Here is a 23,737-nt window from a genome sequence, read left to right as displayed (position 1 = left end):
TTTGTCAACGATAAGACCGGTACCTGTCTTTCTTTCCCGCTCTAACTTAATAAGCTTTGGCCCATCATAGGTGAGATTAATTATTGTATACACCAGCCCTGTAGAATCAGCATATTTTACAGTATTTACCCTGTCCTCAATGTCGTAGAAGTATTGCAGCCTGTCTTGGTTCACCAGGATATTATTTCTCATCTCGCTTATTCTATCTCCGTCGTAAATAACATCATACCTGAAAAAATCTGACGCATAGGATACGAAGGTGGCCTTGCCTGCTGCATTGTACTCAAAGTGATAAAAAGGTGAGGGCAGGTGATCTATTACAACATCTTTTATCAGCACCGTTTGGCGTTGCGGAAGTGGCGCATCAATTACACTTTTTTCTTTCTTGCAGCCAAACAATGTTATGGTTGCTATGAAAAGCAATAAATACCTGTAGCGCATGGTTCTTCTTTAGTAAGGTTCATTTGTTATGGTAAAAGAAATTTCCAATTTTTCTATTCGTTTCAACAAGTCCTCATTTAATTTTTTCTGCCCGGCATTGATATTTTTCAACTCCTCATTTTGCCTTTTTAGTTCGTTTAGTATTTGCTGTTGCTCCTGCACGGCCTTCACCAGTGGTACCACAAAAGACTCATAACTCAAACTGTAATGATCTTGCCCGGTCTTTGGTCTGATGATGCCGCTGAAATCATATCCTGAAGCATCGGCTGCCTTTTCTACTTCCTGCGCAATGAAGCCTGTGCGACGAATAGCAGAAGCTTCATTGTAAGAGGCCAACATAAAATTATTGGAGATAATAGCCCTATTGTTTCCTGATTGATTTTGTTGTTCGTCAAACCGCTTTACATCAAACTGGTAAGTAACAGGACGCAATTGCATGATAAAATCTAACCCTTTTACATCTTCTTTTACCTGGTATTTATAACGGCCATCGGACGGAGTGGTAAAAGGAACCTGACCTTCAATAACAGTAACAGCACCATTTCCGAGACGAATTTTGTTGGAAGCATTTACTATTGCACCTTCTCCTATCGCAGTGGCATTTGTTAGATTTCCGGTACTGACATCTGCATCAAACCCAATAGCAGTATTCGAACTTCCGGAATTATTGGAAAGTAATGCAAAGGTGCCAACAGCAGTATTTTGAAATCCCGTTGTGTTTGAAGAGAGCGAAGAAGTACCTGCGGCAGTGTTGTTAATGCCGTTAGTATTTGCAAAGAGTGATTGAAAGCCGGTAGCTGTATTGTTTATGCCGGCGCCGTTAGTAAACAGCGATTGAGTTCCGGCAGCTGTATTATTGCCCCCCGTTGTGTTAGCGAAGAGTGATTTAAATCCGGCTGCCGTATTACCATTGCCCTCAGTATTATTAAAAAGTGAGTTTGAACCGACAGTTGTATTGTTAATACCTTTAGTATTGTTAACCAATGCTGCATTACCGGTAGCAGTATTATCATTACCGGTAGTATTTCTCAAAAGTGAAGTAGCGCCAAGGGCGGTGTTATTAAGACCTGTAGTATTTAAAAAAAGTGATTGAAAGCCGGTGGCCGTATTAAAATTACCCACTGTATTAGAAAAAAGTGATGAAGTTCCATTAGCGGTATTACTGGTACCTGTAGTATTAAAAGAAAGTGATTGATTACCTGTAGCTGTATTATTAAAACCTGTTGTATTGGCACTCAATGATGCATTGCCAACAGCTGTATTTAAGCCGCCTGTGGTGTTGCTAAAAAGAGAATTAACTCCTATAGCAGTATTACTGATTCCTGCAGTGTTGGAAAAAAGTGCTCTTATACCGGTAGCTGTATTGTTTTCTCCAATAGTATTAAAGCTAAGAGATGCATAGCCAATAGCAGTATTATTTTTACCTGTAGTGTTAGCATTTAGTGAAAGAGATCCGAATGCTGAATTAAAAAAGCCCGTTGTATTAGAATTTAGTGATTGCCATCCGGCAGCTGTGTTGTCATTACCGGTGGTGTTGGCAAAAAGCGCGCTAACGCCAATAGCAGTATTTAAGCCTCCCGAAGTATTGGATAAAAGCGAACCAACTCCATATGCGGTATTGTCAGTACCATCAACGTTCGAAAAGAGAGATTTAAATCCGGTAGCTGTATTATCACTACCAATGGTGTTAGAAAATAATGATTTCGACCCTATCGCTGTATTATTAAACCCAAGAGCACCCGGAATGGGATTGTCCTTACCATTATTGAATAATGCGGAATCTCCAATTGCCAATAAGTTGGTGCCATACTTATCAAATTTTAATGCATCTGTTCCGATGGCAATATTGCTAAAGCCAGCTGTATTTGATTGACCTGCACGCAATCCCCAGAAAATATTTCCGGTTAAAGGATGTAGTTCACCAGCTTTTATATTATTTACTCTGAAACGCAATGGCTGATTATCTGCAGTACCGACAAATTGGTTGGTGGGATTGATGCCAATGTTACCGTTAAGGCTCCATCCACCACTATTGTTGTTGTTGGTGATCGGTTGCCAGTTAGGCGCAAACGAAGTTCCGATATTTGCCATCAATTTGTTAGCTGCAGAATCATAAACCAGCAACCCACTTGCTGGATTAATAATACCATTAATTGATGTTAAGTTCATTCTTGGAATAAGCAATCCCGTATTGGTAGCAGTAATATCCAACGCTGCCGACGGGTCTGGTGAAGTGGTTCCAATACCAACGCCCTGGGAAAATGAAAAATAAGAAGCGAGGAACAATACGTATGATAGAATAAATCTCTTTTTCATAAATGAATCTGCTGTGTTTGAATTATAAATAAATTTTGAATTACCGATGAACAACAATCACAAGCTTGTAATGGCTGTTTTCCAGTGATGACGGATTGTATACTGCCCTATTTGACGATTAAAAATTCCTTATTTTAAAATCCCTGGTCGAACAGCCTTGCAGTATTTAAATGCATAAGGTCAAGGAGCCCCTTTCTTCATAAATAGAAATAATTGCGAGGCTAACAACTAATGCTAAATAGCGACGAGTTCTTTAAAAAATCAATTTATGTAACACCTAGCTTTTCCCGTTAGTAAACAAAAACAACGGTTCCAAAATTATTTGACAAGTTAATTTGCACCCGCTTTAATATATCACAAACTGTCATTCAGGGTTTATTATCGAAAAAAATTTTTGATAGATAAATAGTTTGCCGGCATTTCGAACCATTTACCCGGATCGCGGGGTCCTTTATTATTTAAAGTTCTTCCCCGCCAAAATATGCCCTGTTTTATTGTTATGAATAAATAACCGTAATTAAACAGAAAATAGTTGCGTCAAAATTTTTTTAATCCAACTAATAAGAGAGATACTCAGTTTTAGTGTATTCTTTGCCGTTAGAATTTCTTTATACAGTAACATCCCGGGGGAGGCCATGTGTTGCGCCTTTGAACTATTTTTTTTCGCTCTGGAAACACTGCTAAACAATAATCTTCTCCTCACCTGTTTATTCAAATGAGGAGAAGACTTGAAATATATACTTTACAATACCCTCTTTAAAATGTATTCTTTGTATAAAAAAGGTACGAGGCGGTATAGGGTATGCTGTCCTTCTGGCCCAGGTGTGCTTCGTCAGCCCCAGTTTTGGGTGCCAAACCATTCGCCGTGCATATGCGTTGAATAAAGGTTATCTTATTACCGGGCGAACTAAGAGTTGAATCAGCCTTCAATAACAACCACTGAATAGCTGTTTGATCCTGGGTAATTCCCTGCACTTTTTTTGCAACTACCTTCTCGTCTTTAAACGGACCTTTTACAAATTGCCAGGTCGGGCCTGCAAAGTGATTAATCAGCAGGTTTTGAAAGTCAGGTGTGGCGTATAATTTTGCCAACGGTGCAATATTTACCCACGAAAAAACATTCGGATCAGTTGCGCTGCGCTGAACTTCATAAATTTGAAAACCTCTGGCAAAAGTTTGCAACAGGAATCTGTTTCCTTCGGGAACGTTCAAAATGTCCGGAATATCCCCGCAAGTAGAAATCATTGGACCCGCATTTGCATCAGCTAAGTTAGTTTTAGCCTGCGCATTGCTTAAACCTGATTTTTTTGAGTCGATGTTTTGTTCTTTCTGGCAGCTTGTTACCGCAAGCGCGAAGGTGGCTATCAGCATGAGGCCACGGATGATTTTGCTGATTGTTTGTTTCATTTTTTTTATTTAATTGTTTTTGCCTACTCTCGAATGGGATTTTCAGCTCACTCCCTTTTTAGCGGCCGATGCGTCCACCAGTCGCTATTATTATTGTTATTTAGTTTATCATTTAAAGAAGAAATGATGTGCCATCTTAAAAAAACAGCAGCGTGATTTATATAGTGACCATAAACAAAATTTATCCTGAGCCAACGGAGCAATCAAGGCATCGGGACCCTATATGCAAAAGAGATCTTTTCTTCGCCCATAAATAATTCTTTCGTATTACTAATAATCGAACCCTTTGCAATAAAGGATTTCAGCTAAACTTTTATAGTTGTTGTGATTAAATAACCGTAGCTAAACAAAAAAGGGTTGCCGCGAGAAGAGTTTAAATTTGGCAATAATACGACCCATACATTTTAGAGTAGTCTTTACCGTTAGATTATTCATTAGGTGACGACATTACGCCGCAGACAATTTCCAATTTATTTTAGCTGTGTTGAAAGATTTCAAATTTCCTTTTAAGAAAATCTACATTATCCTCCATGTCAATTTTTTCGCTTGATGCGACCTGAATTTTTCCTGAGATTCACGCCGATCTATAGATAGGCACGAAATATATTCACCATATATTAATTCCTAAACTTTAGGCTGGTTGCTTATCTGTAAGACTTTACGCTTTCTTAAATTTTATCGGATATAGTTAATTCATGCGGCTACGAATCCTGTCACTACAAAGAATTTGCCGTTAGTGGGTCAATATCAAACCGTACTTCGTTTATCGTATTTATTGGAAACTTACCCATCCTCGCATGTTCCCGAACCATGCTTTCGCTTTCTGCAATATGAATACAGTAGATCTTATCATCTGTAATAAATGATTGTATCCATTGATAGGATTTTCCCATACTTTCGGCAATGTCACAAAAACTTTGAGAGATGAACTGTAGTTCTTCCGGGGAAAGATTTCCAGCGCCTGGCAGATTTCTTTCTACAACAAATTTTTTCATTCGTATAAAATTTAGGATGAATAACGATAATAAAATTGCAAACAATATTTGTATTTGATTGCAGGGGTATTACCCATTTATGATTGAAGGATTCCCTATTTTATGATTTCAAGTCGCGTAGCTTCAGCCACTGCTTTTATGCGTGAGTTCACTTCCAATTTGAAGAAAATTGAAGAGATATGATGGTCAACGGTCTTAGAAGATATAAACAGCTTGTTTCCAATTTCTTTATTTTGCAATCCTTCCTTTAAAAGCTGCAGTACATCTAATTCCCGGGATGTTAAAAATGCAGGATTTGACAGGGTTGTTCTGTTTATTCCCCGGGGAATGCCTCTCAAACCCGATGCCCTCATTTCCAGTTTAAACTTTTCATACACTGCCGTTGCTTTAAGCGTCTTAACGATAGTGATTGCTTTTCTTTTGTCCTCTGCACTTCCCTCGAACAAGGCAAGCGCCTGCTCGTAAGGGCAGCCTAGATTTTTCCACTCTTCGGCCTCCTTCAAAGGATTTGCAGGTTTAATTTCATTACGACTTCTATATATTTCTTCGAGATTAGGATGGCGTTTTCTTGCTTTGCTCAGCCAAAAATAAAATTTACTTTTTTTAGAAATCTTCCCTACTTCTCTCATCATATTTATCGCCTTGTCAAGATCTTCTGTTTCAACATAAGTTTTTCCGGTGATCCACTCATATTCAAGTAATGCAAATAAAATCGGAACAATTCTTTGCAGTTCCAACGTTTCAAAAGCCATAAATTTGGCCTCAAGCATTAAAGGCAATGCATCATCATCGCCTCTTCTCATTTTAATAATGGATAAAACGGTAAGCGCAGAAATCTTTATAACAGGCAACAGGTTTTCATTTTTAAGCAAATTGGCTGCATTGGTATATGCCTCATCCCAAAAGCCGGTTTCAAGCTGTAGTCTTGCTTTCCAGCTTAACATATAAAGTTTCATTGAATCAAGATCTTGTTTTTCACAATATTTGATTCCTTCGTCGAGTTTTTTTCCGGCCAAACGATAATCTTTTATAATAATCGCGTTACTTCCAAGTTCAATATATGCACGGGCAACATGCTCCTGGTAAGAATTTTTTAAAGCGATTTCCATACTCTGTTGTAATAATGTGATGCCCTTTTGCACGGACGATTCTACCAGCATTAGTACAGATCCCATACTATTCAGTGACTGACAAATGGTTTCGTCATCATGAAGTTCTTTTGCAATTTCAATAGCTTTTTCTCCCCACGATAAACATTCATCACATTTATCCGAAAGCATTTTTAACTGTGCCATATTACTAAAAGCCATTGCTTTTGATATTGAAGAAGGCAGTTCACTCAAAATTTCAACAGCCTGCGTCCCAAAACTTGCTGCTTTTTTGCCGTTTCCTTCAAACCACCATAGTCTCGACAAAAAGCGAAGTGAATTGCCAACTTTTTCTTCATCGTTTTCTTCCTTCCAAATATTTAGCGATTTGGCTGTATAGATAATGGCCTCTTTTATTTGGTTGGTGAGATAACATTCGTAAGCATAAGATTCGTAAAATTGAATCAATATACTTTTATCATTTCCCTGGTAGTATTCTATTGCTGTTAAGTATAATTTGGATGCCTCAATATGTGAGCCTAATGATGCGGATTGCCGGGCAGCTAAAGGCGCATAGTGAACGACTGTTTCATACTCATTGGCATTTTTTGCATGATGAATTATTCTTTCGACCTCCTTGTTCCAACTATTGCTTTCCAGCAGCAAATCCAACATTTTTTTATTAAGGATAATTCTCTTCAGCGGCGATAAAAAAGTCTCTATAGTTCGCCTGAACAATTCATGCTTAAAATAAATTCTACCCTCACTGACAATTAAAATTTCTGATTCGATGCTGTATTCAAGAACGGATGCATATGATGGCTCAAATTTTTCAAGATATCTTATTTCCAAACTTGCAGGAACTACGGATAGTAGCTCCCAAACCTTCCTTGTTTTTTCAGGCTGGCGGTTATAAACGGAGATGATCGAATCCTTTATGTTATCAGGTATACCTGTACTGTAGCTACTCAATATTTCATTAACGTAAAAAGGATTCCCACCCGAAATTGAGTAAACATCCTCCCCTTTGTATCCTCTCTCTCTGGCCATTACTTCTACGGCCTGTTTCGATAGGGGAGTCAGTTGAATCCGTTTGAAGGAATCACGTGGAAGCTGCCCGAGAACATTTCTCAAAGGATGCTGGGAAATTATCTCGTTATCACGGTATGTAAGAATAAACAAGCATCGCAATTGTCTAATACGTCTTGCAAAAAATTTTATGAAATCCAATGTCGCTTCATCAGCCCAATGTATATCTTCAAAAACAATTATTGTTTTTTCGATCTTTAATCTTAGCTCGCGAAAAAATGCGGCAAACAAAGCAGAGCGCTCCTCGATGCTATGATTAGCAGGCCAGAGATTAGGGTTCACCTGCCACATTATATCGTATAGGGGCGCAAGGGGGCGTGGTGTGAATAAAGCGTCACACGCACCGAGATAAATTTTGCAACTATCCTTTTGGTCTTTACAAAAAGCTTTTATCAAGGAAGTCTTACCCAATCCGGCTTCGCCGATAACAAAAATGCAATGCCCTTCGCCCTCTCCAACCTTTTTGAATTCAGTTTGAAGCAGTTCTAAAAATTCGTCTCTTTCTATCAGCTCCATATTGTAAGTTGTAAAATATCGGGTGAGCAATTATTAATCAGTGAGACTCCTAAACGTCAATGTCGCTTTATAGGTTGTCTTAGATTCGGGGATCAGTTCGTTTTTCAAATTTAACCCTTAAATGAGAAAAATATCATTGTTTATCATTATCATTTTCTAAAAATTGCCGGGGGACATAACTAAATACCAGCTTGGGAAATGGTTGTGCCGGAAATTGATATTTTTTTTGGCTAAAAATCAAAAAAGCCCGCAAACATTAATTTTTACGAGCTTTTATTTATGAAAGCAATCAACTTGGTCGGGATGACAAGATTCGAACTTGCGACCCCACGCCCCCCAGACGTGTGCGCTACCGGGCTGCGCTACATCCCGAATAATTGCAAATCTATATGAAAATATAATGCGGAATGATTGATAAATTTGAAGATTGATAAAATCTTAGTTTTTTTTCAATAGGGAAAGGAAGGTATTTATGTGTATCCGAAAAATCCATTCGCCAAACCTGGCGACAGGCTTCTGTAATTACTTGATGAATAATGTTTCGTGTTTCAAAATATAAATTACCGTTAATGTTGAATCATTCTGCAAAAAGTGCTGCGATGTCTTTTAAATTTAGGATAGTTTAGAAATTTGTTTTACGGTATCATTTTTGTCTCTAACGTGTAATCCTTAAAAATCAAGTTGTATCAATATGAAAATCCTCCTTTCTTCATTGACGATGTTTGTGTTTATATCAAATATAAATGCTCAAAATTTACACCTCAATCTTTTTGCCGGTACCTCTAATTATTCCGGCGATCTGCAGGATAAAGGGTTTACCTTTTCGCAGTCTCATTTTGCAGGGGGTTTTGGCGTATCGTATGATATCACAGAACATTTTTCCGCCCAAACGTCGTTAACGTTGGGAACAATTTCGGCCAACGATAAATATGGAAGAAACAAAGCCCGTAATTTGAATTTTAGTTCAGCTCTTTCTGAATTTAGTGTGGGCGGACAATATTTCATAACGCCCATTTCCGAGCATGTTCTTACTCCTTATGTTTTTGCAGGCTTAGCCATATATCATTTTAACCCCTACACAACTGATACTGCCGGGGTAAAAACTTACCTAAAGCCTTTGAGCACGGAAGGACAGGGTTTTGTTGCCGGCAGAAAAAATTATAATCTTACTCAATTAGCTATTCCCTTTGGTGCCGGCGTAAAATTTGCTTTAAGCGATAATGTGAACGTCGGGCTTGAAGTTGGGTATCGAAAATTATTTACTGATTATCTTGATGATGTGAGCAGCACTTATGTTGACGAGGCTACGTTATTAGCAAATCGTGGCGGCACTGCTGTAGAATTGGCCTATCGCGGTAATGAACTTAAAAATGGTTCACCGTATCCGGCAGCGGGAACTGTCAGAGGAGGCTCATCGCATAAGGACTGGTATTATTTTACCGGGTTAACAGCTTCGTTTCGTTTGTTTAGTGGAAATGGATTGGGCAGTGGAGTTGGTAAGCATTCAAAGTACGGATGTCCCGTTAACGTGAATTAAAGATCACATATCACTCCCGAATAATATGTCAATATAAACTCAATAACTATTTCGTTTAGGGGTAAACTTTATGGAACTAATTCTGTTTTACCTTTAGGGAATTATGGCTTACAAAAATCTCCGTGAATTTATTGATGTACTTGCGAAGGAAAATGAATTAGTTCGTATAAAATCTTATGTGAATCCTCATCTTGAAATTGCTGAAATAACTGATAGAATAAGTAAGAGTGGTAATGGAGGCAAAGCATTACTGTTTGAAAATACAGGGTACGATTTTCCCGTTTTGATGAATGGCTATGGAAGTGAAAAGCGAATGTGCCTTGCCCTAGGCGTTGAAAATTTAAACGACGTTGCACATGATATTGAAAATTTATTTCGACTTCTTTCAGCGCCCAAAGAAAATATAATTGATAAATTAAAGCTGCTCCCAAAGCTGGGACAGTTTGCAAGCTGGATGCCAAAAGTTGTTAGCGGGAGAGGGGAGTGCCAACAGGTAATTATGAGCGATCCCGATATTACTAAACTTCCTGTTATCACCTGCTGGCCTAAAGACGGCGGACCGTTTGTTACCCTTCCCGTTATTCACACAAAAGATCCCAACAATAATATTAGAAATGTGGGCATGTATCGCATGCAGGTTTTCGGCCCAAAGCTCACCGGCATGCATTGGCATAAGCATAAAGTATCTGCAAAGCATTTCAGTGAATATAAGAAACTAAATAAACGTATGCCCGTAGCCGTTATACTCGGAGGCGATCCCGTGTATGCTTATTCTGCGACAGCGCCGCTTCCGGAAAATGTGGATGAGTATATGCTGGCAGGTTTTTTAAGAAAAAAGAAAGTGGAGTTGGTAAAATGTATCACCCAGCCGGAGATTGAAGTTCCCGCAGATGCTGATTTTGTAATTGAAGGCTATGTGGATCCTAACGATGAATTAATCTGGGAAGGACCATTTGGTGATCATACCGGATATTATTCTCTGCCTGACTGGTATCCAAAATTTCACATTACTGCTATCACACATAAAAAAGATCCGGTGTATCCCGCAACGATAGTTGGGATTCCGCCGCAGGAAGATGCGTGGCTTGGCAAAGCAACCGAGCGTATATTTTTAGCGCCAATGAAGATGACAATGGTTCCGGAAATTGTCGATATGGAAATGCCTGTGGAAGGCGTGTTTCATAACCTCGTAATCGCAGAGATTAAAAAGGAATACGCAGGCCAGGGACAAAAAGTTATGAATGCGATGTGGGGTGCCGGGCAAATGATGTTTAATAAAATTTTAGTGCTGACGGCCTCCCCCACCAGCATAGGGGCTTTTGAAAATTTTAAGCTATTTGAATATCAAAAATTGGCCGTGGATGTATTTAGGAATTTGAACCCTGCAACTGATATTTATTTTTCGCAGGGCCCGATGGATGTGCTGGATCATAGTTGCAGCAAATTGGGTTTTGGTGGTAAGATGTGTATCGATGGAACTTATAAATACCCGGAAGAACTCGATGAAAATTTTTCGTATATGCTTCCACGTTTTAGTTCCGCAAACGCAAAAGAAATAACAAGTTTATTCACTGAGGTAAAGACAATCAATTTTTCATTAGTTGAAAGGGAGATTCCTGTTTTGATAATTTCTATTAAAAAGAATAGAAAAAATAATGTGAAATATTTACATGAATCAATCATGGAGCTGAAATGTATGGAAGGAATAAAGATGATTTTATATGTTGAACATACAGTTGATGCCAATGACCTCACTGTTGCCTTGTGGCGCTTTTGCAATAATCTCGATCCGCGCCGGGATCATTTCATTATAAAAAAAGAATGGGGTAGCACTACTGGTAAATACAACGCCTGTATTGGTTTTGATGGAACAATGAAAACAAAGGAATTTGATGATTTTTATCGTGACTGGCCGAATATCATTATTGCAGATGATGTTACCATAAAATCAGTGGATGAAAAATGGAACTCGCTTGGGCTTGGGGAATTCATATTATCTCCCTCATTAAAATTTAAAGACCAGGTATATGGCAAAGAGGCAGTAGCTTCTGTCTAGCAAAAAAAGGAGCATCACTGCTCCTTTCTTGTTATCTCGTTAATCGGAGACTATTCTATATATCTGTAGCTTCTCCATAGGCCACTGCGGTAGCTTCTTTCACAGCTTCACTAATAGTTGGATGAGGATGAATGGCATTCAGAATTTCATGTGCGGTCGTTTCTAATTTCCTCGCCGTAACTACTTCCGCTATTAATTCAGTAACATTATATCCAATCATGTGGGCGCCTAACAATTCTCCATACTTTGCATCATAAATTATTTTTACGAAACCTTCCGTTGCACCAACAGCTGTTGCTTTTCCGCTGGCAATAAAAGGAAATTTGCCAACTTTCAATTCATAACCTGCATCCTTAGCCGCTTTCTCTGTATAACCAACCGAGGCTATTTCGGGAGTGCAATAGGTGCACCCCGGCACATTGTTATAATCTATCGGCTCAGGCTTTTTGCCCGCGAGATGTTCCGCCGCGTTAATACCTTCTTTAGTTGCTTTATGGGCAAGTGCCTGGTTGGGTGTGCAATCTCCAATGGCATAAACTCCGGGCACATTGGTTTGTTGATTACCATCAACCACAATTCTTCCTTTGTCCGTCTTAATGCCGACTTGCTCCAGCCCAATGTTTTCAATATTTGCTGTAATGCCAACCGCGCTCAATAGCACATCCGCCTCCAGGGTTACTTCGCCGTCCGGTGTTTTTACTTTTGCCTTCACACCATTGCCACTGGTATCAACGCTTGTTACTTCACTATTGGTCATAATAGAAATGCCTTGCTTCTTAAAATTCTTTTCGAGTTCTTTGGAAACATCTTCGTCTTCAACGGGAACTATTCTTGGCAGAAATTCAACGATGGTTACTTTGGTTCCCATACAGTTATAAAAATATGCGAACTCTGTTCCAATAGCGCCGGAGCCAACCACGATGATAGATTTTGGTTGTGTTGGCAAACTCATGGCTAACCGGTATTCAATTACTTTTTTGCCATCTAATTTTAAAGCGGGTAATTCTCTGGCTCTTGCTCCAGTAGCTATGATGATATTTTTGGCTTCCACGGTTTGTTTTTTGCCATCAGCGGAAGTTACTTCAAGCTTTGTGGCAGAAAGTAATTTGCCATTACCCATTATAACATCAATCTTATTTTTTTTCATGAGAAATGTAACGCCTTTATTCATTTTATCGGCAACACCGCGACTACGTTTAATAACGTTTCCGAAGTTTTGCTGAACTTCTTTTACTTCAATCCCATAGTCCGTACTATGTTTAGCGTATTCCATTACCTGGGCACTTTTTAATAATGCTTTTGTGGGGATACAGCCCCAATTGAGGCAAATGCCGCCAAGGGTTTCTTTTTCAATTATTGCAACTTTTTTTCCTAATTGCGAGGCCCTGATTGCTGCAGGATAACCGCCGGGTCCACTTCCTAATACTATTACGTCGTATGCCATGTTTTATGAAGATTTTAATTTTAAAAGCCTTATTTAAAAGCGATGCAAAATTACTTTAGAATGCGCAAAGTGCAAAAAGCTATAACTGATTCGTAAAAGAGATACTTTTTTTAAAGTTTTATATGGTAATATGTTGCAATTGTTAGCCTAAACGTTACAAAACCAATGATAATTTTTATTGTCTTCTCTTTATATTTTTTTCCTCATGAATACTTTTGAGTGAGTGGATACTAAGGTTGAATTCAAAACCAATAAGAACAACCAGCGAATTAAGAAAGATCATTATCATCACTACCATAACACTTCCAATTGATCCGTATAAAATATTATACCTGCCGAAGTTATTTACAAAGGCAGAAAATCCAATTGTAGCGATAATAGTTAAAGTGGTGGCTATAATTGTTCCCGGCGAAACCAGCTTCCATCTTTTTTTCGTTGACGGTGCGTATTTATAAATAAATGCATAAGAATAAAAAATAAGCGCTATAATAAAAATCCATCTTCCAAATAATATAACATGTCGTATATGCCTGTTAGTTATGCCGATAAGATTAAGAATATCACTTTGCACCAGCAACAAAATAAAGCAGATCATTAAAAGACTAAACAATAAGACAGTTAGCTTTATCGCAAGCCATCTTTTTTTTAATCCTTTAACTTTCTTAAAACCAATATAGTCTTTATTAAATGACCGCATTAAACCTATAACTGCATTAGATGCGAAAAATAACGATAAGATAAATGTAAAAGAGATCAATCCAATTTTTGAGCCATCTATGAAACTATCAATAAACTGGAGAATGCCTTTGTTATTAGCCTGGGCAGGTATTATATCAGTTATCAATATATGCAGCTGATGTTTTAATCCTTTTTTTGATACAAATGGCAGACTCGGGATTAGTGTAAATATAAAAAGACAAGTGGGTGGTATCGCCATAATAAAATTATAGGATATGGCGGCAGCTCGTTCTGTAAGATGGGGAACACTAAAATTTTTTCCATAGTATTTCAACACTTCATATAAAGAATTACCCTGGAAACCGGGCGGCACCCATTTCTTACTCTTTCTAATAAGGAAGTTTATCGGATGAAATTGTGTAAATATGCGAACCAGTTTTATCAAAACTTATCTGGAATATTTTTGTTGACCGTAATTTATTCGTTTTAAAATCTAAAGTAGCATTTAAAAATTACTGATTCTCCTGTTTTTCTTTTAATGCACTATCTAACGCGTCCCGGTAGGCTTTAGCATAAATGGAATGTTCCTGGAAAGTGCTCGCAAAATCTGACAGTCCGCCGGAATTTGGACGTGCTACAAAAAACAGATAATCTGTTTCAGGTGCATTTAATACAGCATCAATTGTTTTTATTGAAGGCGTATTGATAGGGCCAGGTGGAAGACCTTTATGGATATAAGTATTGTAGGGTGAAGGATAATTCAGGTATTTAAAATAGATCCTTTTCAATTCAAAATCTTTCATAGCGAATTTTATAGTTGGATCCGCGGCCAGTTTCATTCCTTTTCTAAGCCGGTTGATGTAAACACTGGCTATTTTTCCTTTGTCTTCAATCCGATTGGTCTCTTCTTCAACAATCGATGCTACTATATAAACTTCATTAGGGGTTAGGTGCAGTTGTTCTGCTTTCCTTTTTCGATTCTCATTCCAGAATTTTTGTTCCTCATCATATAATTTTTTTAGGACCTTTTGTATAGATGTATTCCAGTTATATATGTAGGTATTGGGAATTACAATGGTCATCACGGTATTTGTATCCACGTCAAATTGTAACAGAGAATCATTGCTATTCAAAAAATTAATGACGCTTAACGAATCCGTTTCAAAATTATCGGCTATTTTTTTTGCCAGATCTTCTTTGGTCCTGAGTTTTGTAATAACAAGGTTTACGGGGGTCTGCCTTCCATTTCGTAGCATTTTTACCAGACTGACAATGCTCATTCCTCCAGTTATTTTGTATTTACCTGCCTTTACATTTTTATCATAGTTGGAATAGGACGCAACCTTATCGAACCAGAAACCGGTTCCAATAATTTTATCTTTTATAAGACTATCTTTTACCTGGCCGTAAGTCGCACCCGTGTGTATATAGAAAAATTTCCCTTCGGGCGATTTAACAGTTGGTCCGAAAAACTTCCATGCGCCAAAAACCACAACCAGGAATACGGTAAAGAGGGATAGTAAAATAATTTTCCGGGGTTTCATTTTATCTTAAATTCGACAACGGTTTAAAACGATATATATTGTCAATTCTTTATCAAAGTAAATAAAAAACCCCGCCTTTTTAAGACAGGGTTCTTCAATATTTTGATAAATTATTTATTAGGAGTTGTTGCAGGTTGAGACGGCTGCGAACCACTATTAAAAGGAACGGTATTACTTGGTGTTTGCGCAGGATTTGTCGTCGGCGCATTATTGTAATACTTGTCGTTAACACCTCCGCCGGATTTAGGAATGAACATAGCGGAAGTAAGGCACAGTACACCAATTATTGCGGCAAATAGCCACGTTCCTTTTTCAAGAACATCCGTTGTTTGTTTTACACCCATTAATTGGTTCCCAAACCCCCCGAATGAGGAAGAAAGACCACCGCCTTTAGGATTTTGAATTAGAATGATAAGGCCTAAAACTACCGATGCAATAATAATTAGCGCCAAAAAAACTATTAACATATTAACTTGATTTTATACTTTCAATTCTCGCCGCAAAGTAAGCGCTTTTGGAGGGATTAATCAAACTTAATTTGCTAAACATTTCGATTGCTTTATCCTTTTTATCCTGTTTAATCAACACCTCAGCCATTGCTTCTGTAAGTATTTCCGTATTAAAATTCGATTCGTTTGCAGAGGCCTGAATTAGTTTCTCTGTGGCAAGGCTCTGCTCCTCCAATTTCCCCGGGTGAAGTTTTTTCATGCTCTTAAGCCACGCGGTAAAACTTTTCATTTGGCTGCCTAGTTTGTCTTTTGTGAGTAATTCTTCAGTTATTTTAATTCCCTGCGATGCAAAATAATCAACGGTGTGCAGAGGCTCAAATGCAATTGTCTCGTTTTCGTTTACTGGGCCTTCTTTTTCTGGTTCCATGTTTTCATCTCCAGCTGTTTCAATTACAGCATCTTCGTTTACGGGAGTTTCATTCAATACATTTTCGGTCTCTATAAACTCATTCGTATGTAGTGAATTAGTCAATGCCGGTTCTTCTAAAATTTCCTCGTTTTGAGATTCTTGTGGCAGCGCTTTTTCATCAAATGAATCCACGACAGTTCCTGCATTTACTTCATTAATTTCTGCAACATCCACTTCCGTGAATGCAGATTCTTCGCTTATCGCACTCGACTCTTCGATAACATTTTCTATGGAGGAATTTTCTGAAGATGTTTCATTATGGTCTATTGCTGTTACTTCATTTTCTTCTCTGATACCTTCATTGCCAAAAGGTTCCTGTCCAAAAGTTGGAACCGATTCTTCCGTAACATCTTCCATCGAAGAAGTTTCTAACGAAATTTCATTAGGGTCGATTGTTACGATTTGATTTTCGTCCCTTATTCTTTCATCACTATAATTTTCTGCCTCTGATTTTAAAGCCAATTCCTCGGTAGCATTTTCGACAGAAGAGGTTTCTAATGGAATTTCGCCATTGTCACTTTCTGTCACTTCATTTTCATCCTTGTAATTCCCACCGTTAAAAATTTCGTGTTCAGCAATCGGCGCAGATTTATCGAATAGTTGAAATTGTAACCAGTGAGGGTTATTGAATAATAATGCAGTCTTTTTGGCAAACTTTTCAAAAGCAGGATTAGAAGTTTTTTTATAATGATATAATAACAGGAATGACGCCAATGAACTATACGGATATTCAGTCGCGTTTCTTTCAAGCACGCCAGTATCCTTTGATCCCTTTTGGTAAAAATATTCAGAATAAAATATTCTATTGCTCATGAAAATGAATTAGCGATGATTACCAGTTTGAAAATATTTTGTTGAAAATTGCGTCAGTAACGTTCTTTACAATCTGGTCGCCCAATTGAGATTCAGCTTGTGGTAAAGTTAACTGGGCGGAAAAATCGTAATTGCTTGTTACATCTGTTTCCATGTCTTTTGTATGGTCGAGGTTATTTTTGAAAATCAAATGAAAAGTTACATTCAACCGGTTGGTACTGGCACTTTGCCCTGAAATACCCGTTGTGGTTACGCTGTAATCAGACAAATAACCGCTGATGTCGTAATGAGCATCGTCGTTATTGGTTTGTCTAAGTCTTGTTTGCCCGATTATTTTCTGTTTCAATTTTTCTGTGATCGCCGGCGTTAGTTGCGGGTTTACATACCGGGCTTTATTTTCAAAATAATTTACGCGAAATGTTTTAACCTCCGGAGGAATGGGAGAAACATCCTTGGTAGAATATCTACAGGTTGCAAACGATAAGGTAAAGAAAAGGAAACCCAGCAAGGGTATCAGTTTTATGTTTATATCAACTTTCATTTATTTCTATTGCGCCGAATATTACCAACGATTCACCAGGCATTAGAACTTCGGCTACTCGTTAATGTTATATTCTTTCAGCTTCCTGTAAAGTGTACGTTCGCTTATGCCAAGGTCACTTGATGCATCTCTTCTTTTACCTCGATGCTTTTTTAATGCTTTTATAATTAATTCTTTTTCCGCATCCATGATGCTGAGTGATTCTTCAACTTCATGATGTTCATCAATAGAGTTGGAATTATTACTGCCGTTGAGCACTACTGGATGACCGCTTTTTATAACAGGATTTAACTGATCACTGTGATAATCCTCCAATAATTTATCGTTATTAAAATTATGCGCACCGTTCATAGCAGCCGGATTTTGCAATACGTCAAAAAACATTCTTTTTAATTCCGTCACATCTTTCTTTACATCAAAAAACAACTTATATAATATTTCTCTTTCGTTGTTAAATTCTTTTTGATTAGCGCCGGTATTTCCTGATGCCAGCACCGGTAACCTGTTAAAATTTGTTTCCGGCAAGAATCTTCGCAACTCTTCCCCCGTAATATTTTTATCTTTTGCAAGTACCGAAATCTGCTCTGCAGTATTCTTTAATTGCCGCACATTGCCAGGCCATGGGAAATTCATCAATACATTTTTTGCATCCTCATCCAATTGTACCGGTGGCGATTTATAACGTTCCGCAAAATCAACAGCAAACTTTCTGAACAATAAATAAATATCTTCTTTACGGTCGCGTAATGCTGGAACTCTTATGGGGACAGTGTTTAAGCGATAATACAAATCTTCCCGAAACCTGCCCGTGTGGGTATATTCCAACAAATCTTTGTTGGTTGCCGCAATTACTCTTACATCAGTTTTTTGCACCTTCGAAGAACCCACACGAATGTATTCTCCCGCTTCGAGTACGCGTAATAGTCTGGCCTGCGTTCCCAATGGCATTTCACCAATTTCATCCAAAAATATCGTGCCGCCGTTTACTGTTTCAAAGTACCCTTTACGGCTATCTACCGCGCCGGTAAATGATCCTTTCTCATGACCGAAAAGCTCGGAATCGATGGTTCCTTCGGGAATGGCACCGCAGTTAACCGCTATAAACGGATTATGCTTTCGTGCAGAAAGCGAATGAATGATATGGGAAAAAACTTCTTTACCCACGCCGCTTTCACCATTTATCAATACACTTAAATCCGTATTGGCCACCTGTATGGCAACATCCAATGCATACACTAAGGCTGGTGAATTGCCAATTATTCCAAACCTGTTTTTTATTGCTTGCTGATCCATTTGAACTTAATCTATTAGTTATTTTTTAATCTTCCTATCAACGTTCCTGCCGTACAACTTTCAATAATTACATCTGCATATTCGCCTTTTTGTAAGATTTCATTTTTAGGAAATACTACTACTTTATTATTATCACTTCTTCCTGCCCAATGCTCCTCACTTTTTTTAGAGTTGCTTTCTATTAAAACCTTGACTGTTTTACCAACTTCCTTTTGCATGCTTTTTAAAGATTGTATTCTATGCAATGCAACTACCTCCTGCAATCTTTTCTTTTTAGTTTCTTCCGGTACATCATCTGCAAAGCGTCGAGCGGCGAGGGTTCCGGGGCGTTCGGAATAGAAAAACATATAAGCCAGGTCATATTCACAATATTCCATCAGGCTTAATGTTTCTTTATGGTCTTCTTCTGTTTCAGTACAAAAACCTGTAATAACATCTGTGGAAATTCCGCAGCCAGGAAGTATTTCCCTTATGCGGTTTATTTTAGCCAGATACCATTCCCGTGTATAAGTGCGGTTCATCATTTGTAAAATCCTGCTGCTGCCACTTTGTACAGGAAGATGAATATACTTGCAAATGTTATCATATTTTGCCATCGTAAATAACACCTCGTCGGTAATATCTTTTGGATGTGAAGTTGAAAATCTCACCCGAAGTAATGGGGATATTTGTGCAACTTTTTCAAGAAGGTTTGCAAACGAAACCATTTCATCTTCTTCTGAATTTCGCCAATTATAACTGTCAACATTTTGCCCCAACAAAGTAACCTCACGGTAACCTTCTTCAAATAAATCCACACATTCTTTAATGATCGATTGAGGATCGCGGCTTCTCTCACGGCCACGCGTAAACGGTACTACACAAAAGGAACACATGTTATTACATCCACGCATAATACTAACGAATGCTGTTACTCCGTTGCTGTTTAATCGTATTGGTGAAATGTCACCATAAGTTTCATCGCGGCTCAATAAAACATTCACTCCTTTTTGTCCGCTTTCCGCTTCTTCTATTAATCCAGGTAAACTTCTGTAAGCATCCGGGCCAACAACTATATCTACTAATTTCTCTTCTTCAATGAACTTTGATTTAAGCCGTTCTGCCATACAACCCAACACTCCGATCAAAAGTCCGGGATTATACTTCTTTACTTTCCTGAATTCGGTAAGTCGTTTTCTTACGGTCAGTTCGGCTTTTTCACGAATAGAACAGGTATTTAAAAAAATCATGTCGGCTTCCTCGAAATGCCTGGTTGCACCAAACCCGTTTTCATGCAGAATGGAAGCCACCACTTCACTGTCAGCAAAGTTCATCTGGCATCCATAGCTTTCTATATAGAATTTTTTTCCGGGTGTATGATTCATGGATTGAGCAGGCGCAAAAGCCTCTCCCTGCCTCGTTTCGTCGTGTTTCTTATTTAGTAATACATCCAGCATTTGTCAGGTTTTAAACCGGATTGCAAATATAAATAAATAAAACATGGCGACAAGATGGCAGAAAGTTAATAATCCGAAGCGAGTGGTTTGCGGAAGTAGCAAATCATCAACTCAGGACTCTACTTTCACGCTTGCAAAAATTTCTTAGAGTGAAATTTTTTCATCGATCGCTGTTAAGTAAAGGAGATCGTTAGGAAATGTGATGATAAGTAAACAAAATGTTGGATGGAAAATGGATACGTTAACAACTATTGTAAGCTTTGCCTTTTAGTGTATTTATAATGCAGTTCCTAACAAAATTACGTCTACGCCTTACTTCCATTAAAAAAAATGATTTCGTAAAAATACAACAGGATGAATAAAAAGAAAACGATCTTTAACACCAAACAACTATCTCAACATTACTTATTACTCAGGAAAGGAACTCTCTTAGCAAGCCAGCTTTTTTTAACGGGGATAATCCAGCTTTTTAATAATTCTTTTTTGGTAAGAATGGTATTATTAAAATATAATGTATTTGCGGTGATAACTCCTTCCTCTAAAAGATGATTTACCTGCGACAATGGAATCATCTGGATTTTTTCATTTACGACAAAAGCCAACATTTGCCTGTCGAACATATCAACCTGGAAGTCTTTTTCGATATTTTTTACTAACCTGACTGATGAATCTGTACTACATCCGCTTACTCCCGATGCCGTTTCATCTGCCATGAAAATTACAAACTGGCCAAAAAGCAAATTGCCATATCCTTTTACGGGAGTTCCGTGACTTTTCCAATTGGCGGCGAAGTCTTTTAATTGCTCTTCGATCCTAACTGCTTCAGGAAATGTGAATACACGGCTGCTTTGATAAATCCACACATGAGAGTTATCATTAAAATCTTTGGGTATTAAATCCTGGAACTGAATTTTCATCATGTAAATTTAAACATGATTTTCATCATCTAGAAGAAACGCAATTAATTTTTGTTTTTTTTAATTAGCCCTACCTAGTCTCCTTAAATACGCTACGTGGGAACCTATAGCCTGGCTCATTTTCGGAAATTCTATATAAGTAATTCCATAATCGTTGCAGGTGCGCTTGATTATTTTGCTGATGGCGGGGTAATGGATATGTGATATTTTAGGAAATAAATGATGTTCAATCTGGAAATTCAACCCGCCAACTAACCAGGAGATTAATTTATTCCCGGTAGAAAAATTAGCAGTTGTTGCCACCTGGTGAATGGCCCATTCGTTTTCAATTTTACCGGATAATTCGTCTGGCATGGGGAAATCGGTATGTTCAACTGTGTGTGCCAATTGGAAAACAATACTTATTACAAATCCGGTAACCATAGTGATAACCAAGAATCCAACTATCCAGGTTGTAAAACCCAACAACCAAATCGGTAAAGCAACAAACATGAAAGCATAAAGCACTTTCGCCGTCCAAAAAGAAATGTGTTCTCTTATAGTCATTTTTCTTAATGCTACCGGCCCAATTTTTCCTGAAAAATACTTTTTGTAATCTGACATAAATACCCAAACCAAATGAAGTAAGGTATATAAAAACCAAAAATAATAATGCTGGAATTTATGTAGTTTCATCTTCTTTTGTGTAACGGCAAACCTAAGCCATGGGCGAGCTTCAATGTCATCGTCGATACCATCAATATTGGTATAGGTATGATGAATAATATTATGTTTCATGTTCCACATAATAGCGCTTGCTCCCAAAAAGTTCAAAGAGAATCCTGCCATTTTATTAATCGCTTTATACTTACTGAAACTTCCGTGCGCACCATCGTGCATCACATTAAAGCCTATCGCAGCAGTAAGGCCCCCGAATAAAACACATTCAGGAATCGCCACCCAAACGATCGGTGTAAAGAAAACAAGATGAACATACATTAACACATACCCCAGGCAGAAAAGAACCGCTTTTAAAAGCAGCATATTGTTTCCTGTCATAGGTTTTTTGCGATCGATAAAATATTGGTTCACGCGATTTTTCAATTCAATATGAAATTCGCCTTTTCCCTGTATGAATTTTGGATGTGCCATTTTTGAAATTTATTAGGTTGTAGTATTTCGTTTGTTAACGCTGGTTTTCTTTTTTAAGTACTTTTTTGAATCAATGCATCAAAAGTTTTAACTCCAATCATCTTTTTCGATATAAAACCTTCTGCATATTTAACGCCAATCATTTTGCCATACATTTTGGCGCGGTTAATTACACTCTCTAAAAATTCAGGAGAAGAGATATACGTTTGTGGTGCTTTATCGTTTGAATTTGGATTATAAAACTGAGTAGAAAAGGCTTCTATTGCTTCAATTTTTTTATCAAAAACATTTGATACATCTATTACAAAGTCAGGTTTAAAATACAAATCCTGGATGTAATTAAAAACATATTTTGGCCTCCATGCTTCCTGTTTCTTTCCTGTTTCATCCGTTGTCTCAATCTTCATTAACCCCGATAAAAAAGCCGCATCCATCGCCAGTTGTGCAGAACGTCCATGATCAGGATGCCTGTCGTCCGGTGCGTTGCAAAGTATAATTTCCGGCCTGTATTTTCTAAGAACTGTAATTATTTTACGCTGGTTCATCTCATCATTCCTGAAAAAACCATCTGCCATCTCAAGATTTTCTCTCACATCCAGGCCTAAAATAATTGCCGACTTTTCGGCTTCCTCTTTCCTCGTTTCGGGAGTTCCCCTCGTTCCCAATTCTCCCTGGGTTAAATCAGCAACCCCAACTTTTTTTCCATTATTTTTTTCAATAAGAAGAGTTCCGGCGCAGCTTAATTCTATGTCATCGGGATGAACACCGAATGCTAAAAGATCTAATTTCATTCTAAAAAAATAACTAATCTAAAGTGGGGAACGAAGTAAAAGGTAATTTAGGCCGCAAAGATAGGTTAAAAAATGCAGGTTTTCGCAATATTCAATTGATAAAGTTTACAATATAGCGAGATTAACAAAATCAATGTGGCTAAAAATTCTAACCTGAATATCCATACATTCTTTGCACCTCCTTCACGATGGACTCCATTTCAGCATCCTGGCCCTTTGCATCGTAAGGTTGTCGGAGATCGCTGCCAAAGAAGAAGGCAACAGTTTGCCAGAAGCGGGCGGTAAACCCGCCTTTTAATTCTTTCAGAATATCATAACAATTGGTTCCTTTGGTTTCGCGGTTTATAAGTTTCATTAATACTTTTCCCTGGTAAACCGACAAATTAGTAAGTGGCTCGGTAAATTCTTTTTTTAACTCCTTTTCCCGGCTGTTAATATACCTGTTTATAAACTGTTTGTCCGTACTTCCGGCAATGTGTTTTTCTATATCATTAAATACAAAGCCGGCCTTTCTTGCGTAAGGATAGGTAACGTAAACTGCATTTCTAAGCCGTGTCCATCTCTGTCTTGCAGTCAGCGTACCTTTCCATACATACACGCCTGCTAATATTTTAGCTTCTATGGTGTCTCCTTCGTATACAACCGCCGTGGTTACAATGGTATCGTGTTGCCCATATCTTGATTGCGCTTTAATATTATTAAAACCACTTAATATTAAAATAATAAGGAAGGAAATGAAATGAGCGGTATAGTTACGGACGATACGCATTGCGTATGTAAATTTAT

General features: G+C 38.0%; 19 protein-coding genes and 1 tRNA gene. 2 read left to right on the top strand and 18 right to left on the bottom strand.

The window, feature by feature from the left end:
- From ACO1O5_RS14165 to ACO1O5_RS14140, 6 genes are all read right to left on the bottom strand, one after another.
- On the bottom strand, nucleotides 1-441 hold a 441-nt coding region (locus tag ACO1O5_RS14165; protein WP_486271287.1), incomplete at its 3' end, for a hypothetical protein.
- 9 nt (nucleotides 442-450) lie between these two features.
- Nucleotides 451-2,757, bottom strand: a complete 2,307-nt coding sequence (locus tag ACO1O5_RS14160) for a tail fiber domain-containing protein (RefSeq protein WP_486271286.1) — start codon at nucleotides 2,755-2,757, stop codon at nucleotides 451-453.
- A gap of 756 nt (nucleotides 2,758-3,513) precedes the next feature.
- Nucleotides 3,514-4,164 carry a DUF3455 domain-containing protein gene (locus ACO1O5_RS14155; RefSeq protein ID WP_486271284.1) on the bottom strand — a complete coding sequence of 217 codons (651 nt, stop codon included), beginning with the start codon at nucleotides 4,162-4,164 and terminating at the stop codon, nucleotides 3,514-3,516.
- Nucleotides 4,165-4,880: 716 nt separating this feature from the next.
- Nucleotides 4,881-5,159 carry a DUF4242 domain-containing protein gene (locus ACO1O5_RS14150; RefSeq protein ID WP_486271282.1) on the bottom strand — a complete coding sequence of 93 codons (279 nt, stop codon included), beginning with the start codon at nucleotides 5,157-5,159 and terminating at the stop codon, nucleotides 4,881-4,883.
- 95 nt (nucleotides 5,160-5,254) lie between these two features.
- Nucleotides 5,255-7,852, bottom strand: a complete 2,598-nt coding sequence (locus ACO1O5_RS14145; protein ID WP_486271280.1) for a helix-turn-helix transcriptional regulator — start codon at nucleotides 7,850-7,852, stop codon at nucleotides 5,255-5,257.
- Between the two features lie 295 nt (nucleotides 7,853-8,147).
- Nucleotides 8,148-8,224 (bottom strand) — tRNA-Pro (locus tag ACO1O5_RS14140).
- Nucleotides 8,225-8,543: 319 nt separating this feature from the next.
- On the opposite strand from ACO1O5_RS14140, the gene ACO1O5_RS14135 reads away from it, so the two are divergent.
- Together ACO1O5_RS14135 and ACO1O5_RS14130 are read left to right on the top strand one after the other, a co-directional pair.
- Nucleotides 8,544-9,389 (top strand): DUF6089 family protein, encoded by an 846-nt coding sequence (locus ACO1O5_RS14135; protein WP_486271278.1) that lies wholly within the window; start codon nucleotides 8,544-8,546, stop codon nucleotides 9,387-9,389.
- A 103-nt stretch (nucleotides 9,390-9,492) separates the two neighbouring features.
- Nucleotides 9,493-11,445 carry a menaquinone biosynthesis decarboxylase gene (locus ACO1O5_RS14130; protein ID WP_486271276.1) on the top strand — a complete coding sequence of 651 codons (1,953 nt, stop codon included), beginning with the start codon at nucleotides 9,493-9,495 and terminating at the stop codon, nucleotides 11,443-11,445.
- Between the two features lie 55 nt (nucleotides 11,446-11,500).
- Here ACO1O5_RS14130 and lpdA read toward each other — a convergent pair whose 3' ends face one another.
- From lpdA to ACO1O5_RS14070, 12 genes are all read right to left on the bottom strand, one after another.
- Entirely contained in the window at nucleotides 11,501-12,889 is a 1,389-nt protein-coding gene (gene lpdA, locus ACO1O5_RS14125) for a dihydrolipoyl dehydrogenase (RefSeq protein WP_486271275.1), read from the bottom strand.
- A gap of 175 nt (nucleotides 12,890-13,064) precedes the next feature.
- Nucleotides 13,065-14,012: a YihY/virulence factor BrkB family protein gene (locus ACO1O5_RS14120; RefSeq protein WP_486271273.1), complete on the bottom strand. Its 948-nt coding sequence runs from the start codon at nucleotides 14,010-14,012 to the stop codon at nucleotides 13,065-13,067.
- A 67-nt stretch (nucleotides 14,013-14,079) separates the two neighbouring features.
- Nucleotides 14,080-15,111: an endolytic transglycosylase MltG gene (gene mltG, locus ACO1O5_RS14115; protein ID WP_486271271.1), complete on the bottom strand. Its 1,032-nt coding sequence runs from the start codon at nucleotides 15,109-15,111 to the stop codon at nucleotides 14,080-14,082.
- Between the two features lie 110 nt (nucleotides 15,112-15,221).
- The gene (gene secG / locus ACO1O5_RS14110; protein ID WP_486271269.1) at nucleotides 15,222-15,578 is read right to left on the bottom strand and encodes a preprotein translocase subunit SecG; all 357 of its coding nucleotides are present in this window, start codon (nucleotides 15,576-15,578) and stop codon (nucleotides 15,222-15,224) included.
- 1 nt (nucleotide 15,579) lies between these two features.
- On the bottom strand, nucleotides 15,580-16,842 hold the full coding sequence (locus tag ACO1O5_RS14105) for a hypothetical protein (RefSeq protein WP_486271267.1): 1,263 nt from the start codon (nucleotides 16,840-16,842) through the stop codon (nucleotides 15,580-15,582).
- Between the two features lie 19 nt (nucleotides 16,843-16,861).
- Entirely contained in the window at nucleotides 16,862-17,383 is a 522-nt protein-coding gene (lptE, locus tag ACO1O5_RS14100) for an LPS assembly lipoprotein LptE (protein ID WP_486271265.1), read from the bottom strand.
- A gap of 54 nt (nucleotides 17,384-17,437) precedes the next feature.
- Nucleotides 17,438-18,676 carry a sigma-54 interaction domain-containing protein gene (locus tag ACO1O5_RS14095; protein ID WP_486271263.1) on the bottom strand — a complete coding sequence of 413 codons (1,239 nt, stop codon included), beginning with the start codon at nucleotides 18,674-18,676 and terminating at the stop codon, nucleotides 17,438-17,440.
- Nucleotides 18,677-18,690: 14 nt separating this feature from the next.
- Nucleotides 18,691-20,112 carry a tRNA (N6-isopentenyl adenosine(37)-C2)-methylthiotransferase MiaB gene (miaB, locus tag ACO1O5_RS14090; protein WP_486271261.1) on the bottom strand — a complete coding sequence of 474 codons (1,422 nt, stop codon included), beginning with the start codon at nucleotides 20,110-20,112 and terminating at the stop codon, nucleotides 18,691-18,693.
- A 401-nt stretch (nucleotides 20,113-20,513) separates the two neighbouring features.
- A complete protein-coding gene (locus tag ACO1O5_RS14085) occupies nucleotides 20,514-21,029 on the bottom strand; it encodes a hypothetical protein (RefSeq protein ID WP_486271259.1) in 516 nt (171 codons plus the stop codon).
- Nucleotides 21,030-21,089: 60 nt separating this feature from the next.
- Entirely contained in the window at nucleotides 21,090-22,160 is a 1,071-nt protein-coding gene (locus ACO1O5_RS14080; RefSeq protein WP_486271257.1) for a fatty acid desaturase family protein, read from the bottom strand.
- Between the two features lie 53 nt (nucleotides 22,161-22,213).
- The gene (gene bshB1, locus ACO1O5_RS14075) at nucleotides 22,214-22,951 is read right to left on the bottom strand and encodes a bacillithiol biosynthesis deacetylase BshB1 (RefSeq protein WP_486271256.1); all 738 of its coding nucleotides are present in this window, start codon (nucleotides 22,949-22,951) and stop codon (nucleotides 22,214-22,216) included.
- Between the two features lie 148 nt (nucleotides 22,952-23,099).
- Entirely contained in the window at nucleotides 23,100-23,720 is a 621-nt protein-coding gene (locus ACO1O5_RS14070) for a DUF4294 domain-containing protein (protein ID WP_486271254.1), read from the bottom strand.
- Nucleotides 23,721-23,737 lie beyond the last annotated feature (17 nt).

The sequence above is a fragment of the Ginsengibacter sp. genome (assembly GCF_057362405.1).
Note: the sequence above shows the minus strand (reverse complement) of the source record. Positions and strands in the feature narration are given on the sequence as shown.

Coding starts and splice junctions, on each gene's coding strand:
- ACO1O5_RS14155 (WP_486271284.1), bottom strand. CDS start 4,164: ATGAAACAAACAATCAGCAAAATCATCCGTGGCCTCATGCTGATAGCC.
- ACO1O5_RS14095 (WP_486271263.1), bottom strand. CDS start 18,676: ATGGATCAGCAAGCAATAAAAAACAGGTTTGGAATAATTGGCAATTCA.
- secG (WP_486271269.1), bottom strand. CDS start 15,578: ATGTTAATAGTTTTTTTGGCGCTAATTATTATTGCATCGGTAGTTTTA.
- ACO1O5_RS14105 (WP_486271267.1), bottom strand. CDS start 16,842: ATGAGCAATAGAATATTTTATTCTGAATATTTTTACCAAAAGGGATCA.
- lptE (WP_486271265.1), bottom strand. CDS start 17,383: ATGAAAGTTGATATAAACATAAAACTGATACCCTTGCTGGGTTTCCTT.
- ACO1O5_RS14085 (WP_486271259.1), bottom strand. CDS start 21,029: ATGAAAATTCAGTTCCAGGATTTAATACCCAAAGATTTTAATGATAAC.
- lpdA (WP_486271275.1), bottom strand. CDS start 12,889: ATGGCATACGACGTAATAGTATTAGGAAGTGGACCCGGCGGTTATCCT.
- ACO1O5_RS14080 (WP_486271257.1), bottom strand. CDS start 22,160: ATGGCACATCCAAAATTCATACAGGGAAAAGGCGAATTTCATATTGAA.
- ACO1O5_RS14160 (WP_486271286.1), bottom strand. CDS start 2,757: ATGAAAAAGAGATTTATTCTATCATACGTATTGTTCCTCGCTTCTTAT.
- mltG (WP_486271271.1), bottom strand. CDS start 15,111: ATGAAACCCCGGAAAATTATTTTACTATCCCTCTTTACCGTATTCCTG.
- miaB (WP_486271261.1), bottom strand. CDS start 20,112: ATGCTGGATGTATTACTAAATAAGAAACACGACGAAACGAGGCAGGGA.
- ACO1O5_RS14135 (WP_486271278.1), top strand. CDS start 8,544: ATGAAAATCCTCCTTTCTTCATTGACGATGTTTGTGTTTATATCAAAT.
- ACO1O5_RS14145 (WP_486271280.1), bottom strand. CDS start 7,852: ATGGAGCTGATAGAAAGAGACGAATTTTTAGAACTGCTTCAAACTGAA.
- ACO1O5_RS14070 (WP_486271254.1), bottom strand. CDS start 23,720: ATGCGTATCGTCCGTAACTATACCGCTCATTTCATTTCCTTCCTTATT.
- bshB1 (WP_486271256.1), bottom strand. CDS start 22,951: ATGAAATTAGATCTTTTAGCATTCGGTGTTCATCCCGATGACATAGAA.
- ACO1O5_RS14150 (WP_486271282.1), bottom strand. CDS start 5,159: ATGAAAAAATTTGTTGTAGAAAGAAATCTGCCAGGCGCTGGAAATCTT.
- ACO1O5_RS14130 (WP_486271276.1), top strand. CDS start 9,493: ATGGCTTACAAAAATCTCCGTGAATTTATTGATGTACTTGCGAAGGAA.